Source organism: Pseudonocardia xishanensis (assembly GCF_039541715.1).
Taxonomy (GTDB): Bacteria; Actinomycetota; Actinomycetes; order Mycobacteriales; family Pseudonocardiaceae; genus Pseudonocardia; species Pseudonocardia xishanensis.
The window spans coordinates 1-16,208 of sequence record NZ_BAABGT010000067.1; the positions used below are offsets into that span (position 1 = coordinate 1).

The following is a 16,208-nucleotide window of genomic DNA, read 5'->3' on the forward strand; positions in this document are numbered from 1 at the left end:
CACCGCGATCGGCGGACATCCACCCGCCCACCGCGTCAACAACCTCTGCGGCGGCGACAGCTAGCAGAGGACACCGACGACTGACCGTGCAGGTTCTACAACACCCTCTGAGAGGCAAGGCGGGAACTGGCACGATCCGCCCGTGCCCGGGCCCCAGTGAAGATCGCTGAACGGGGCCCACATCCTGCGACACCCAGCGCTGCCGAAAAGGCTCGCTGCGCGTCGACAGCTCACCGACCAGCGCGATCAGCTCGTCGTCGGATGGGCTGCGACCGGCCTCCCTGCGTAGCTTCGCGGCCACGTCGCGGGCGACCCGGCCGTGATCGACGACGAAGGCAGTGGCGTGCCCGGAGTTCGGGTACACGAACCGCGCGGTGTTCGCAGGCCGCCGCGGGTCGGCGAGCACAGGTGCGAGCAACGCGCGGGCCAGTCGGTTCATGGCCAGCACGTCGTACCGTCCGTTGCAGACCCAGGCCGGCGCATCGGTGATGGAGTCGAGCACCCGCCGAAGCGCCGGACGCACCGTAACTGCGGGGCGCCGGCGGCGGGGGCCTCCGCGCGCCTTCGACTGCCGTGCGAGCTGGAACAGGTGATTGCGCTCGGCCTCGTCGAGCTGCAGCGCAGAGGCCACGGCATCCAACACCCCGTCCGAGATACCGGCGAGGTTGCCGCGCTCCATCCGCACGTAGTAGCCGACCGAGACTCCGGCGAGAAGCGCCACCTCCTCGCGACGTAGACCCTTAACCCGGCGATTGCCGCCATAGGCGGGCAGCCCAGCTCGCTCGGGGCCGATCCGCGCGCGACGCGAGGTCAAGAATTCCTTGATCTCCGTGCGCAGATCGATCATGGCCATCCCCGCATCCTAGGCTCGTCAGCAGGCCGAGGGCCGCGGAAGCCGCGGCCCACTGGTCACGCGCGCTCCGCCTCCAGCAGACCTGCGATCGCGCGGCGCGACAACTTCCCAACCTCCGTCCGCGGGAGCGTGCCCCAGACGTGGATTCGATCGGGCGTCTTCGAGCCTCGAAGCTCGGTTCGCACGTAGCTTCTGAGCATCTCCGCGTCCACCGACTCGACGGACTCTCCGGCCTCGGGCACCACGACCGCTTCGATGCGCTGACCCCATTCGGCATCGGGCACGCCTACTACCACGACGTCGCGCACGCTCGGATGGGTCAGCAGCACCTCCTCGATCTCGAAGGGGGACACGTTCTCCGCACCGCGGATGATCGTGTCGTCCAGTCGCCCGATGACGAAGAGATACCCGTCGTCGTCGAGGTACCCGCCATCCCGCGTATCGAAGAAGCCCGCCGAGTCGAGCAACGCGCTCGCCCCGGCGTACTCACCGGATACCTGGGGGCCGCGCACGAGAATCCGACCCGGCTCGTTCGGACCGGCGGGCTCGCCGTCGGCCCTCGTGATGACGACCTCGACGCCGGGAAGTGGTCGACCCACGGAACCCAGCCGCGCCCGCACCTTGGCATCGGCTGCCTCGGCGGCGAGACGGTGATCCTCAGGACCCAGCACGGCTATGGTCGAGCTGGTCTCGGTCAGACCGTAGGCGTTCGAGAACTCCACGTGGGGCCATGCCTCGAGTGCGGCCGTGATCAACGACAGCGGCATCTGGGCTCCCCCGTAGGCGAGCGACCGGAGCGTCGGAACCGCGTGCGCCTCGAGCTCAAGGACGCGAGCGAGCATCGTGGGGACGACCATCGCGTGGGTCACGTGCTCCCGGCGCACCACCTCCAGCCACGTCCGCGGGTCGAACTGCTGGAGGACGATGTAACGCCGTCCGGCGTACAGGTTCGTGATGGCGTTGGCCACGGCGGCGATGTGATAGGGCGGGACACTCACGAGGCTGCACTCGCCCAGGTCCTCGGCGCCGAACTGGACCGTTCCCACGACATAGCTGACCAGATTCGAGTGTCGGAGGAGGACACCCTTGGGTGCCGACGTGGAACCGCTCGTGTAGATGACGACGGCCACGTCGCCGTTCGCCTGCGGCGCGCCCTCGACAGGGTGGGATTCGGTCGCCTCCAGCCACGAGTCCTTGCTGTACACGTGCGAGCACGTCTCAGCGAGCTGATCCACGAACTCGGGGTCCGCCACGGCGACCGCACCCTCGTGCTCCGCGATCAGCAAAGTCAGTTGGCTCCTGCTCAACCGGTAGTTCAATGGCACCAGCGGAACTCCAGCGCGAGCAGCGGCGAAGAGCGCGGAGGTGAAGGCGGGTCCGTTCGTCCCGAGGTAGATGAGCGCCTTCGCGTCCGCCTGCGCCAGCAGTCGGGCGCCGCCGTCGGCCATCGTGGAGAGCCGCCGCGCCGTGAGGCCGTCGGCCATGCCGCCCACGACGACGCGCTCCGGGGCTTGCTGAGCCACCATGTCGAGCAGGACCCCGATAGTGGTCACGCGATGTCTCCGTTCAGATCAGCGCTGCGGTAGGAGTTCGATATTTCTTCCACTCAGGACACCCTTAGACGAGCCGCAACAGCAGCTCGGCCGTCTCCTTCGGCGCGGTGAGCATGAGATCGTGTCCGGCATCGATCTCCCACACTCGGTCGCCCTCCAACGCGCGTCGTCGCGATTCCGGAGTGCGTCCGTCCATCACCATTCCGGGAGCATTGATGTTGGTGAACGGAATCCTGCGCACGGCGTCCTCGTTCACCATGCGCAGGGCCTGCTCCATGGTCTTCCACGGATGCGGAGTCAGTCGCTCGAGCGCCCAGGCCGCATCCTCGGGCGCTCTGATACCGAAGGCCTCCACGACGCCCTCGCTCGGCCACAACACCAGTTCGACACCGTCCACGGTGCGCCCCGACGATCGGGCCCAGTCGATGACGTCGGGACCTGTGTCGTAGAGAGACTCACCGTTGCGCGGTCGGCACGCCTCCAGGAACACCAGGTGGCCGACGCGCGCCAACGCACGGTCGGCCACGCCGGTGATCACCATGCCTGCGTAGGAATGACCGACCAGAATGGCATCGGTGATGTCCTCGTACTGGAGCACGTTGACGACGTCGTCGATGTGCGTGTCGAGATTCGTCGCGGCGCTGACCAGGTGCGAGCGTTCGCCCAGCCCGGTCAGCGTCGGGGTGAAGACCTCGTGCCCGGCCGCGCGCAGCAGCCGGGCGACCCGCCCCCAGCACCAGCCTCCGTGTCCGCCGCCGTGCACGAGCACATATGTCGCCACAATCGTCTCCGCTTCCTGTGCCGCCACCGGAGGCACCCTCACGACATCCCTACCTACGGCCTGTTCGCAGTGCAGCGGCCGCTGCTGCAGAGCCTCGCGGACCGGTCAGTCCGACGACGGCAGCGGCCTGGCGGGCACGGGCTCCAGAGGTGCCCCGTTGGCCAGCACCGGAAATCCTCCGGGTGCGGTGCAGAGGACTTCGAGTCCACCAACCGGGTCCCAGTAGCGACGGCCCCGCTCCAGGCCGCCACTCGTGGGCTCGCCCAGGTAGCCGGAGGACTCGGTCATGGGCTGTTCACCGCACGTCAGGTCGGTGTGCGCGCCGGGCGCCCGCACGACGATGATTCCCGTCGAGTCGATGGCGCTGTACAGGGCGCGCCCAGGAGTGAGTTGCACGTGCATCCGCCTCTTCCGCATCTCGTGTGCATGTCGGCCCGCCACGTGGCGAGGCCGCTTCTGTGCCTGTGACCGGTGTCCGGGCTACGCCTGCCTGCCGCGGGCGCGCCCGGCGGCGGACTCGAACACCGCCTCGGACCGGACCAGCTCCTCGAACCGTCCGTGGTCCACACCGAGGATGTCCGCCAGCAGCGTTCGGGTGTGTTCGCCCATCTCGGGCGCGGGTCCTCGCACGTAGGCGCTCGCGTCGGAGAACTTGAACGGCGGCTGGACCATCGTGACCGGGCCGAGCCCGGGATACTCGATGTCGCCGAACGTGCCCCGCTCGGCAAAGTACGGGTGGCTCAGCATATCCAGCTGAGAGAGGATCGGTGCGCACAGAATCCGCTCGGCGCCGAACAGGGTCAGGGCGATGTCGCGCGACGGGAGGGACCCCAACCAGAGCTCGATCGCCTCGACCACGTCGGCGACGTTGACGACTCGGGCTGCGTCGGTGCGGTAGCGCGGGTCGTCGATCATGTCGACTCGACCGATCAGTTGCGCCACTCGGCCCCAGGGACTGTCCGGGCCTTCCCCGTACGCCTGAATCGACAGGTATCCGTCCTTCGCCTTGAGCGGACCCATCGGCGACTGGTAGCTGTTCTGGGCGCCGTTACGCGCGCCGACCTGTCGGCCGGTCATGGCGCTGTAGGGGAGGGAGGTGCAGTCGAGGTACGCGACGGACTCGACCATGGCGAGGTCGACGAACTGACCCTCGCCTGACGTGGTGCGGCTCAGCAGCGCAGCGAGAATCGCCGCCACGCCCACCATGGAGGTGATGGTGTCCGCGATCCCGCCACCGATGGAGTACGGGTAGCTGTCGCGTTCGCCGGTCAGCCAGCTCAGACCGCTCATCGCCTGCGCGATGGGATCCGAACAGGGCTTCGTGGTGTCGCCGTCGAGGCCGCCCTGCCCGAATCCGCTCATCGAGCACATCACGATCCGAGGATTGAGGCGCTTCAGCTCAGGGTAGGTCAAGCCGAGATTCTGCATGACGCGGGGCGTCATGTTCTCGACCACGACGTCGCAGGCGACCACGAGCTCCCGGATCAGTTCGAGCCCCTCCGGCGACTTCAGATTGATCGCCAGACTCTTCTTGCCCGCATTCACGTGAGCGAACAACTGGTCACTCTGGTTGTCCGCGAGCATCTGGTCGCGACGGAACCTCGTGGCGTCGGGATCGAACGCCTGCCCGTCGTGGCGCGCCCGCGGCCACTCGACGTGGATCACCTCGGCCCCGAGGTCGCACAGAACCCGCGTGCAGAACGGCCCAACGGCCGCGAGGGTGAAGTCGAGGATCCGGATTCCGGCCAGCAAGTCAGTGGGCATTGTTCGCCTTCTTCCGATCGGATTCGGCCACCGGCCGGAACCGTGGCAAGGTCAAGTCCTCCGCGACCTCGTCCCAGATGACCTCGACCGCCAGGTCCGGTCGGAGCCGGTCGTTGTCGATGTCGAGCACGTTGCTCGTGATGAGCGCACCGCCGCAGTCGTCGAGCTCGATCACCGCCGTGTTGTACGGCCTCGCCGAGGCAGTCGCGGGTTGGATCACTCGATGTGTGACCGTCCAGGTGTAGACGCGCCCTCGTCCCGCCGACTCGACCCAGTCGGTGTCCCAGGACCGACACCGATAGCAGAGCGGGACGGGCGCGAACCGGTACGTGCCGCAGTTCGCGCACTGCTGGACCACTAGTCGATGTTCCCGGCACGCTGCCCAGAAGGGCAGCGTGTCGGGATCGTCGAGGCGCGGTCGGGGCATGCCTTCGTCGAATATCAGCACTCTCCGGCCCCCGGGGTCATCGCAGCTCATTGGACAGGATGAGAGCGCTGGAAGGCATGGCCCCAGGGCCCGCCGTCACCAGACAGGTGGCCGCACCGGCGACCTGGGAAGTCGACGTTCCTCGAAGCTGCCGCACGCCCTCCACCAGGTTGTTGAAACCGTGGATGTACGCCTCGGCGAGCCCGCCCCCGGCCGTGTTGATGGGGATATCACCGTGCGGCCAGCTCACGTTCCCCGACTCGACGAATGGGCCGCTCTCTCCGCGACCACAGAAGCCGAAGTCCTCGAGCGCCATCATGCCCTGAGCGGTGAAGGTCTCGAAGATCTGTGCGACGTCCATATCGGACGGCCCGAGCCCGGCTCGGCCGTAGAGATCCGCGGCGATCTCCGGGAAGCCGGCGGTGTTGAAGCGCGACTGGTGTCGCAACTGCGTATAGAGGTGGTTCGAGGGTCCGCTGCCCTCTGCCGCGGCCAGCAGGTAGACCGGAGTGCGCACGAGCCCTTTCGCCCGGTCCGCACCGGTGACAACGACGGCACAGGCGCCGTCGGCCTCCTGGGTGCAGTCGTGCAGGCGGTACGGGTCCGCCACCACGGGCCCGGACTGATGATCGGCGAGAGTGATCGGACGGCCGTAGTGGATGGCGCGGGGATTGCGCTGGGCGTTGCGGTTCTGGTTGACGGCGTAGGCGCCGAACTGCTCGCTCGTCGCGCCGAAGTCGATCATGTATCGGCGAGCGTGCATGGCGTAGAACTGCGCCGGGATGGTCACCCCGAAGGGCGAGAGGAAGCTCCGCCGGAAGCCTCCGTTGTCCTCCTCGGCGCTGATCGTCCTGAGGTCTCCGTTGATCAGTCGCCCGCTCAACGACCGGTAGGCGACCACCGTGTCCACCACTCCCGCGTGGATCGCCATGGCTGCGTGGTGGACCACGCCTGCCAGCGACTCGCCGCCTCCTGGATATCGGTCCATGAAGGTGGTCTTCTCGACGCCGAGTGTCTCCGCAAGGGTGTAGGGATCAGTGGTCTCGAGCCCGTAGGTCACGAAGCCGTCGACGTCCGGCGGGCGAACGTCCGCATCCGCGCAGGCGGCGAGGACCGCTTCAAGCGCCAACGAGTACGCGCTGCGCCCACTCGTCCCGGGCTTCGTGAACGTCGTCTGGCCGATGCCGACGATGGCCACCTTGTTTCTCAACGCCCAACTCATTCAGACCTTCCACGACTCTATAGCGTCCATCCTGCGACCGATTCGCCGTCGGCAACCAGTCCCCTGAGAGGAGCCGGTCGGTCGAGCGCCGCTGTACCGACGGTGGGCCTGAGCCACCGGAGCCGACAGTTCTCTGATCCAGCGGTGTCAGGCCGCACCATCGTGATCCTCCATGGATCGGAAGCGGCTGGGTTGCGGCGTCTCAGGCAGGCGGGTTGCGCCCGCCGGTCCATCGCTGGGGTCGTATGCAGCACCCCGCACACAGACTGGCGGCCTGCCGCCGAGCTGTCAATACCAACGTTGGCGTTGACTTGAGGCCTTTGGCGCTGCGGGCCGAACGCGAAGTCCAACCAGTCATTCCCGCAGGCTATGCCGCCCGCGATGACCGAGGGAGGTATTGGCCGTACCCCTGACGACCAGCGACGACACCTGGCTCGGCAGCCGTGATCACGTGAATGGCATCAGGAGGGCGACGGCGGCGGAAGTGTCGTCCACCTCGCGAGGGGAGATCTCGCGGTACCGGTACCACGCAGCTCTCCCGGATGGACGGCTGGACCTCCGCGACTCCCACGCCTGCGCCGCCCCCCGGCCGGGCCGGCTCAGTTGTCCGAAGGACGGACCGCTCGGCCGGCCCGGCTGCGGCTCATCGCGATGAGGCCGAGCGTGGCCGCGGCGGCGATCGCGAGCGGGACGACGGCGGTGAGGTACAGGGCGATGGGAGTCATCACCGCCAGTGCGAACCCGACGATCGCCGGTGCCACGGTCGCGCCGACCCGGCCGACGCCGAGCATCGTCCCGTAGCCCTTCGCGCGAGCGAGGACGGGATAGGCGACGGGAATGATCGAGGTGTAGCCGCACGCCGAGGCGAAGACTCCCACGCCGAGGAGCCCTGCCAGCACGTACGAGGCCGCACTCGGCAGTAGCACCGCGAAGCCCACCAGCGACAGCACCGCCACTGCCAGGAGGCACGCGGTCATCGGAGCGGCCGAGAACCGCAGCCCCAGCAGCGCAAAGCCGACGGCGCCGACGAGCGTGCCCACGCTGAACAGAATCCCGACGGTCGCTCCGGCGGAGGCGTCCTGCGTCGCGTCGGTGATGAGCTGGGGGGTCCAGGTGCCCACGAAGTAGTAGGCGGCGGACAGCATTCCGTAGCCGACGGAGAGCAGCAGCGTGCGCGCCCGCAGTTCCGGGCCGAGTAGGTGCGGTGCCGGGTCGCCCGCGACCTCGTCGCCCGCCCCCGCCTCGGAGGGGGCCACCCTGCGTCGGCCCTCGCGGAAGGCCGCGGACTCCGGCATCCCCACCACGGCGACCAGCAGACCGACTCCGGTCAGCACCGCACCCACCCAGAACAGGGACTGCCACGCGCCGCCCGAGACCGCGAGCGCCCAACTGCCGCCGAACCCGGCGATCGTGCTGCCCAGCGGGAACCCCAACATGACGATCCCGGTCGCGGTGCTATGGCGGGCCTCCGGGGTCGCCTCCTGGGCGATCACGACGATGACGACGCTGATCGTGCCGAGCGCCAGCCCGGTGACGAATCGCGCGGCGAGGAGCGCCTCGAAGTTCGGCGCGAGGGCGGAGCCGACCAGCCCGACCACGTTGACCACGAGCCCGGCGATCACGGTCCAGCGGCGGCCGAGGCGGTCGGCGATCCGAGCCAGGACGATGGCGCCGATCCCCATCCCGACGAGTGCGGAGCTGATCAGCAGACCCTTCTCCGCAGCGGTGGCGAGCTCGCTGGGGAGGTGCGGCAGCACGAAGCCGATGACCAGGAGGTCGTATCCGTCGAGCATGTTGAGGAATGCGCAGAGCGCGACGATCGCGATCTGTTTCGCGCTCATCTTCGGCCGAGCACCGCTCGCTGTCGACGTTGATGTCGGAGGATTCAACACTGAACACCTTTCGTGGGGGAACCAGGGCGGCCACCGCTGCGGCGGGGTTCGGCCCGGACGTTCATCAGCGTCGTCGCCCCGGCGGGGTTCGACCTGTCGGGCTCGATCAGACGAGAGTGCCTGCCGCGTCCTTGTCGGCGAACCGGGGCGCGACCTTCTCGGCGAAGGCGATCAGCTCGTCGTGGTTCTGCTCCGGATCGAGGTGGCCCTGGCCGAATTGCAGCCACATCTCGTTGAAGCCCAGGCGTTCGTGCGCCTCCTCGATCTGGCGGGACACCTCGTCCGCAGAACCGATCAGCACGTTCGGGAACCGCTGCCCGAACGGGATGAACCACTTGTCCCAGAACCAGCGGTGCTGGGCGTAGAGCTGCTGGGCCTGGTCCTTGTCCTCAGTGATGATGAGCAGGCCACCCCAGGCTGCGACGTCGTCGGGGGCGACGTCGCGGCCGGCCTCGGCGGCGGTCGCCCGGTATGTCGTCCACAGCGCTTCGCAGAAGTCGGGGTCGTTCGCCATCACGATCGGCTTCCCTCCCTCCCGTGCCCACATCTTGATCGTCCGCATGCTGTGCGCGAAGGCGCCGTAGATCTTGGAATGCGGAGTCTGGTAGGGGCGCGGGGCGATGCCGATCTCGTGGACTCGCCCATCGGCACCCACCCCGCGACCGAAGGTCTCGTAGGCGGGGTGACTCGCCGATCCGATCTCGGGCGGGTACTGCCAGTACTTGCCGGAGAAGGAGAAGGTCTCGTTCTCCCAGGCGGTCTTCACGACCCGCACGGACTCCTCGAAGATCTCGCGATTCATCGCATCGTTCTCGTCCCGCGCTCTGGCGAGATCCGGGGTCGTCGCCGTGGTTCCCCGGAACGCCGCATACGAGTCGACCCACCGCGCTTGGAAGCCACGGGTGAAACCGACCAGGTGGCGCCCCTGCAACATGTGATCGAGCGTGGCGATCTCCTCGGCGACCCGCACCGGATTGTGCGTCGGCAGGACGTACCCGAGGGTCGCGGCCATCAGCCGCTTGGAGTGCAGACCAACATAGAGACTGAACATGCCGGGATGGTTGGTGATCTCGAAGCCTTCGATCTGAAGGTGGTGTTCGTTGTGTCCGTAGCTGGCGTACCCGAGCTCGTCCGCGAGGCGCACGTAGCCACGGATCTCCTCGAGGAACCGCTGATAGAGATCGGGACGCTGTCCCGCCATGCCGGCCTCGATCTCCACAGGACGGCCGATCGCGCCGGCCTGGAGCAGATGGAACTTCATGGGTTTCCTTCCTTCGGGTGTCGGTGTCGGTGGGAGCACGCTCGCGTGGAGCCGCGCTCGTCAGTTCCGCGCCGGCTCCGCGTCCGACAGCATCTGTCGCAGAGCGGACTTGTCGACCTTCGTCGCCGACGTCGGCCATGCGTCCGCCGCCAAGAAGAGGATCTGGCGCGGTACCTTGAAGCGCGCCAGCACTTCTCGGCAGAACTCGATGAGGTCGGTCTCGCCGACGCTGCGTCCGGGGTGTAGCTCGACGAAGGCGACCGGCACCTCGTCAAGCCTGCGGTCGGGTCGGCCGATGACCTCGGCGAGCTTGACCGCCTCGTGCCGGAGGAGCGCCGACTCGACCTCGCTGGCGGCGACGTTCTCGCCGCCGACCTTGAGCATGTCCTTGGCTCGGTCGCGGAACGCGAGGTGACCGGTGGCGGTCTGGACACCCATGTCACCCGTCCGCAGCCAGCCGTCGGCGGTGAAGGCCGCCGCAGTGTGCTCCGGAGCCCGGTAGTAGCCGGTCATGACGGAGTACCCGCGCACCTGGATCTCGCCGGATTCCCCGGGGGGAAGCGGAGCTCCCGACGCGTCCACGATCCGGGTCTCCATGCCGGGGAGCGGGGTCCCGCCGGACCGCGCACGGTCGACGCGAGAATCGTCGCGTGCGGTGAACGAGTACGGACCCGCCGTCTCGGTCATCCCGCAGCCGTTGAGCAGCGCGACTGCCGGCAGACGTTCTTGCAGGTCGAGCAGGAGACTCTCCGGGCCGATCGTGAAGATCGAGCGCAGGTGTGGCAGCCGGTCGCGCTGGAACTCGGGGTCGTCGAGCAGATCGCGAACGAGGCCAGGGAAACCAGGCCAGGCCGACGTGACGCGCTCTCGGCCGAGCAGGTCGGTCGCCGGTGTCACGTATCGACATCCGGACACCACCCTGCCGCCGAGCGAGAAGCAGCCCAGGGTCGCGGTCAGGGCGAGGATGTGGAAGAACGGACCCGGTATCCAGAAGACCTCGTCAGCCGTGCCGGGGAACCGGGTGCGCGTCCGTTCGATCGCCGCTCGCACGACGGCCTCATGGGTGAGCATGCAACCCTTCGGCATGCTCGTCGTGCCCGACGTGTGAATGATCATGGCGAGCTCGCCCGGCTCCGGTGTGACCATCGTGGCCCGTGGCGCGTGGGCAGTGGCATCCACGAGGTCGGATCGGCCGACCCACCCTGCCGGGACCAGGCCACGCAGGACGACCACAGGGGTGGCGCCTCGGCCCGGCCCGGGTACCGAGTCCTCCAGAGCGTGCGGAAGCGCCGCCGCGAGCAGACTCGGGAAGCTCACCCCCACATCCGGACGTTCGGTCGTCGCCACGGCCTTCAGGTCGGAACTCTTCAGCACATGGCAGAGCTCGGCGCCCCGGTAGCGGGTGTTGATCGGCACGACGACGGCGCCAAGCAGCGCGACGGCGAAGAGCGTCTCCACGAACTCGACCGAGTTGGGCATGAAGATCCCGACGTGATCGCCGCGCCGGACACCCAGGGAATGAAGTCCCTCGGCGAGGAGGTGCGCGGCGGCGTCGAGCTCCGCATAGGTCAGGTGCTCGCCGTCGATGGCGAGCGCCCCTCGGTCGGGGTGAGCACGGGCTGCACGAGTGAGCACGTCTCCGATCGAGCATTGGTCGGGCCACTCCATCGCGAACCTCCGGGTCGGTCTGGCCGGGCATGTAGTGAGTGCGTTGACGACAACGGCGGACCGCGTCACGAGAGCCTGACGGGAATGTCGGCAGCAGCGCCCACGGCGCCAGCGTGGCCGCCGGGCTGGGGAGATGTCAATACCAACGTTGGCGTTGGCCATCCGGTGTACCGTGCACTCGTCCCACCGTTCCGTGCGGACATCACCGCCCCAGGAGGGTCGAGCTACCATCGCCAATGTCGGAGCCGAGTGCAGTGGGTCGCCGTGAACGCCGGCCCCGGTCAGGGCCGGTCATCGTGCCGCACCCCGCAGGCCCAGAGGGAACGAACAGTGACATGAGCAAGATTTCGCGTCGACGAGGGACGCTTCGAGAAGCGAATCCAGCCTACCAGGAGAAGCGCCGGGAACTGGTCCGCCTCGCCTCCACTGTCTTCAAGGAGAAGGGCTACGATGCGACCACGCTGAACGATATCGCCGAGCGATTCGGGACCGACCGAGCGCAGCTGTATTACTATGTCAGCGGAAAGGAAGAGCTGTTTCAGGAGGCGGTCGCGGGCGTCATGGACGGGAACCTCGCCGACGCGCTCGAGATTCGACAGATGGACATCGACCCGGCCGCGAAGCTGCATCTGCTAGCCAAGGGACTGATGCGCTCGTACCAGGAGAACTACCCGCAGATGTACGTATACCTGCAGGAGTTCTATCACAAGGTCGCCGACAATCCGTCCGAATGGAGCCAGGGGATAGCGCGGCAGACCGGCCGGTACCAGAAGATCGTCACCGAAGTCGTCATCGCCGCCGTGCGCGAGGGGCGATTCCGCGGTGACATCACACCGCCGCTCGCCGTGAACGCGCTGTTCGGAATGCTGAACTGGACGTCCGTGTGGTTCCAGCCGGGCCGACACCACTCCGCCGATGAGGTGGCCGAGGCCTTCGCCAGCATCTTTTGCAGCGGAATGGCTGCGCCCAACTCGAGTTCTTCGTAACTGAGTTACGACATAAATGTGCACGGGGTGTGTCGACAGGTCGGAGTCACCCGGTTCGATCGCGGCGTCAGCTTCCGGAATAGTGACTCGACCTCTTGACCGAGACACCTCATCCGAGGCAGACGCCGCCTATCAGCCCGTGCTCTTCACGGTGGGCTCGACGGTAGGTGACCCCTGAAAGAAGAAAGTGCCTCTCGACCAGGTAAGACAGGGCTTGCTGAGGGCCATGTCCGCCGGGGTCGAGGAGGCACTTTCCGAGTGCAGGCTACAACCACCCGTCCGAAGATCATCGTGACCGCCGACGGTGCCGGGGTGGTGTCGCATGCCGGGTCGCGTCTGCTGGCCGACGTCGCCGACCGCACCACCTTGACCGGCGAGTTGTCCCAGGCCCTCGATGCGTTGCGGCGGCCGGGCACCCGGCATGATCCGGGCCGGGTCCTGGTGGACCTGGCCGTCGCCGTCGCCGACGGCGCGACCACGATCTCCGAGATCGACGTGCTGCGCGATCAGGGCGAGTTGTTCGGGGCGGTGGCGTCGGACTCGACGTGCTGGCGGCTGCTCGACCGCCTCGACGACACGATCCTCGGCCAGGTGGCGGCGGCGCGGGCGAGGGCTCGTGAGGTGGTCTGGGACCAGCACGCCGAACGCCAGGGCAGGCCGTTCCCCCCGGCACGGGTGGCCGGGCAGGACCTCGACGTGCTGGTGCTCGACCTCGACGCGTCGATCGTGATCTGTCATTCGGAGAAGGAGCAGGCGGCGCCGACGTTCAAGCGGACCTTCGGCTACCACCCGCTGATGGCGTTCTGCGACAACACCTGCGAGTTCCTGGCAGGGGTGCTGCGGCGCGGCAACGCGGGCGCGAACACCGCCGCCGACCACATCAGCGTGCTCGACCAGGCCCTGGCCCAGATCCCGGATCAGCACCGCCAGGGCCGCAAGGTCCTGGTCCGCGCGGACACCGCGGGTTGCACGAAAGCCTTCCTCGGCCACATCCGCGACCAGCGCGACAAGGCGGTGAACTGCGAGTTCTCCGTCGGCTGGGCCATCACCGACCGCGAACGCGCCGCCATCGGCGCGGTCCCGAAGAGTGTGTGGGCGGACGCGGTCGACGCCGACGGCGGCCACCGCGACGGCGCCGGCCTGGCCGAGCTCACCGGGCTGCTGCCCACCGTCTCACTCGAGGGCTACCCGCCCGGAACCCGGGTGATCGTTCGTCGGGAGCGCCCGCACCCCGGGGCGCAGCTGGACCTGATGGAGACCCGCGACGGCTGGCGATACACCTGCTTCGCCACCGACACCGGCGCCGGGCAGTTGGCGTTCCTCGACGCCCGCCACCGCGCCCACGCCCGCGTCGAGGACCGCATCCGCACTGCGAAGGACACCGGCCTGAACCACTTCCCGTCGCGGAGCTTCGCGATCAACTCGGCCTGGCCGGCCGTGGTAATGCTCGCCGTCGACTTGCTGTCCTGGACCCAACACCTCGTCCTCGACGGGCATCTCGCGAAGGCCGAACCGAAGACCTTGCGCTACCGGCTGCTGCACGTCGCCGCCCGTATCACCCGAGGCCAGCGCCGCACCTGGATCCGGATCCAGCAGTCCTGGCCCTGGGCGACCGACCTCGCCACCGCGTCCGCCCGGCTCCACTCGCTGCCGGTTCCTGCAGGCTGAACCCCGGTCCCGGCCGGCACGAGCGGCACGGAGCACCCGGCAGAACAGCAGGCCGGACGGTCTCGCATGCCCCGACCCGGAATCCGAACACGATCACGGATCCGCGGCCAGCCCACAGCCCTCATGAATCACCAGGGTCAGAGAGAAGTCGATTTGTGCTCGCTTCTACCCGCCGGAGTTCGGCAGCGTGGGATCGACCCCACCGACTCGAAGGTTGACACGTGCGCCGGAACTGGGGCAGCTGCAGACCGACACTTCCATCATCCGAGCGAGTCGACACGGATCGGCACATGACGGCAGAAGCTGTCCACGTCGACTCGACCTTCTTCAAGAGTCCGGGACCGCTGGCTAGCTGGGCGCGTCATCCTGGAGACCCATTCGGCGCTCGGCGGCTCTGGACCGAAGTCGCGCAGCGAAGTCCGAATGAGGCGTTCGCCAGCCTCGCCCTCCCTCGGAGAGCGTGCATGCACCCGATTGTCCGTCCCGCAACCCGTGTTCACCGTTTTGGTCACCGCTTACGACAGATCACCGTGACGAACAGGCATCTCCGTTGATGATCGACTAGACGCACACCAGGCTTTTGACCAGCATGAACGAGGATCGGAGCCGGTGGCGGAACACCCGACTCCCCTCCAGCGGGTTCACGGTTCAAGTCCGTGGCGGTGTACGCAAACTAGCAGGTCAGACCGGTTGTCGGTCTGACCTGTTAGCGTTTTCGGTGATCAAACTGACCGGAAACTGGGCGGAACCCGCCCGCGAGGAGTCCGCGATGGCTCGTCCCCCGCTCGCTCTCGGCACTCACGGGTCGATCTCCGTCACACGCGAGGCCGGCGTCTGGGTCGCCCAGTGCCGCTACCGCGATCTCGACGGGAAGACCCGCAAGATCCGTCGCCGAGGTCCCACCAAGACGGGCCGAACGCCAGGGGGTCAGATTTCAGGATCCGGCGACAGAGCCCACCACTTCCGGCTTTCTTCGCGTCAGCTCGACCGGCCCTCGACACGCTCGTGAGGTTCATCGCCGCCCACGCCGAGCACGACGCGGGCGGGTTGCGGTGGGGAGTCGAGCCGATCTGCAGGGTGCTCTCTGAGCCACGCCCGCCGCATCGCCATGAGAACGCCGTCGCCCAGGCGTTCCTCCCAACTGCGCTGTGCCACGGCGCAGTTGGGAGCACTGTTGTTGATGGGAACGGAGACCCGGCCGCGACCTACGTCGCTGTGGTGAGCCTCAGCACGCCTGCGGCGGTGTCCTTGAGGATCGCGGGCCGCACGGCGTCCGACCACGGCAGCTCAGCGGCATCAGCCATCCACCGTTCAGGTGTGATGAGCGGGTAGTCGCTCCCGAACATCACTTTGTGGCTCAGGTGCCGCCCGGCGGCATGGACGAGCTCACTCGGGAAGTACCGGGGCCGCCACCCGGACAGGTCGATGAAGACGTTGGACTTGTGGGTGGCCATGGAGATCGCCTCGGCCTGCCACGGCACCGACGGGTGCGCGAGGATGACCGTCAGCTCCGGGAAGTCGGCGGCGACGTCATCGAGCAGCAGTGGGTTCGAGTAGCGCAGCTTGATCCCGCGCCCGCCCGGTAATCCTGCGCCGATGCCGTTCTGCCCGGTGTGGAACAGCGCGGGCACGCGCAACTCCTGCAGCCGCGCCCACAGCGCGGCGTGCTCTGGGTCGTTCGGAGCGAAGCCCTGCAGGCTCGGGTGGAACTTGAACCCCCGCACGCCGCACTCCTCGACGAGCACGGTTGCGTGCTCGACAGCGGCGGCGCCGCGCAACGGGTCGACCGAGCCGAACGGGATCAGTACGTCCGCGTGCTCGACGCACTGCTCGGCGATCTCCTCGCTGGACAGGGGCAGGCGCCCGAGGTTGGTGCGCGCGTCGACAGTGAACACCACCGCCGCCATGCCGAGTCCGCGGTAGGTCGTGGCCAGGTCAGTCACCGTCGGAGTCCGGTTCGCCACACCCCGGAAGTACGTTGACGACGCCGCCATCAGCTCGTCGTCGAGTGAGACGTTCCCGTGATCGTCCCCCTCCACGTGGACGTGGATGTCGATTGCCGTGACCACATCCAGGTCGAGCGCCGGCGTGTATCGAGTCATGGTGTGTTCTCCGTCGTCATTCGTACGGGTC

At 67.9% G+C, this 16,208-nt stretch carries 13 protein-coding genes; 2 read left to right on the forward strand and 11 right to left on the reverse strand.

All coding sequences use genetic code 11. From position 1 onward, the window contains the following. The 10 genes from ABD993_RS21525 to ABD993_RS21570 form a co-directional block, all read right to left on the reverse strand. The coding region (locus ABD993_RS21525) for a helix-turn-helix domain-containing protein (protein WP_345421328.1) at positions 1-853 on the reverse strand (853 nt) is incomplete at its 3' end. Between the two features lie 56 nt (positions 854-909). Then, on the reverse strand, positions 910-2,406 hold the full coding sequence (locus ABD993_RS21530) for a class I adenylate-forming enzyme family protein (protein ID WP_345421330.1): 1,497 nt from the start codon (positions 2,404-2,406) through the stop codon (positions 910-912). Between the two features lie 64 nt (positions 2,407-2,470). Then, a complete protein-coding gene (locus ABD993_RS21535) occupies positions 2,471-3,214 on the reverse strand; it encodes an alpha/beta fold hydrolase (RefSeq protein WP_345421333.1) in 744 nt (247 codons plus the stop codon). Between the two features lie 78 nt (positions 3,215-3,292). Continuing rightward, positions 3,293-3,583 (reverse strand): hypothetical protein, encoded by a 291-nt coding sequence (locus ABD993_RS21540; protein WP_345421336.1) that lies wholly within the window; start codon positions 3,581-3,583, stop codon positions 3,293-3,295. A gap of 84 nt (positions 3,584-3,667) precedes the next feature. Beyond that, on the reverse strand, positions 3,668-4,951 hold the full coding sequence (locus tag ABD993_RS21545; protein WP_345421339.1) for a CaiB/BaiF CoA transferase family protein: 1,284 nt from the start codon (positions 4,949-4,951) through the stop codon (positions 3,668-3,670). After that, positions 4,941-5,429 carry a Zn-ribbon domain-containing OB-fold protein gene (locus tag ABD993_RS21550; protein ID WP_345421342.1) on the reverse strand — a complete coding sequence of 163 codons (489 nt, stop codon included), beginning with the start codon at positions 5,427-5,429 and terminating at the stop codon, positions 4,941-4,943. Before ABD993_RS21550 ends, ABD993_RS21545 begins: the two co-directional genes overlap by 11 nt. Then, positions 5,416-6,600, reverse strand: a complete 1,185-nt coding sequence (locus ABD993_RS21555; RefSeq protein ID WP_345421345.1) for a thiolase C-terminal domain-containing protein — start codon at positions 6,598-6,600, stop codon at positions 5,416-5,418. The genes ABD993_RS21550 and ABD993_RS21555 overlap by 14 nt, the downstream gene beginning before the upstream one ends. Positions 6,601-7,199: 599 nt before the next feature. After that, a complete protein-coding gene (locus ABD993_RS21560; protein WP_345421348.1) occupies positions 7,200-8,441 on the reverse strand; it encodes an MFS transporter in 1,242 nt (413 codons plus the stop codon). Positions 8,442-8,598: 157 nt separating this feature from the next. Further along, positions 8,599-9,753: an LLM class flavin-dependent oxidoreductase gene (locus ABD993_RS21565; RefSeq protein ID WP_345421351.1), complete on the reverse strand. Its 1,155-nt coding sequence runs from the start codon at positions 9,751-9,753 to the stop codon at positions 8,599-8,601. Between the two features lie 60 nt (positions 9,754-9,813). After that, positions 9,814-11,490, reverse strand: coding sequence for a class I adenylate-forming enzyme family protein (locus tag ABD993_RS21570; RefSeq protein ID WP_345421354.1), 1,677 nt, complete (start codon positions 11,488-11,490; stop codon positions 9,814-9,816). Between the two features lie 266 nt (positions 11,491-11,756). Between ABD993_RS21570 and ABD993_RS21575 the strand changes: the two genes are divergently transcribed. Both ABD993_RS21575 and ABD993_RS21580 read left to right on the forward strand, forming a co-directional pair. Further along, positions 11,757-12,407: a TetR/AcrR family transcriptional regulator gene (locus ABD993_RS21575; RefSeq protein ID WP_345421356.1), complete on the forward strand. Its 651-nt coding sequence runs from the start codon at positions 11,757-11,759 to the stop codon at positions 12,405-12,407. A 258-nt stretch (positions 12,408-12,665) separates the two neighbouring features. After that, a complete protein-coding gene (locus ABD993_RS21580) occupies positions 12,666-14,075 on the forward strand; it encodes an IS1380 family transposase (RefSeq protein WP_345421359.1) in 1,410 nt (469 codons plus the stop codon). Positions 14,076-15,280: 1,205 nt separating this feature from the next. On the opposite strand, the gene ABD993_RS21585 is transcribed toward ABD993_RS21580, so the two are convergent. Further along, the gene (locus ABD993_RS21585) at positions 15,281-16,177 is read right to left on the reverse strand and encodes an amidohydrolase family protein (RefSeq protein WP_345421361.1); all 897 of its coding nucleotides are present in this window, start codon (positions 16,175-16,177) and stop codon (positions 15,281-15,283) included. Positions 16,178-16,208 lie beyond the last annotated feature (31 nt).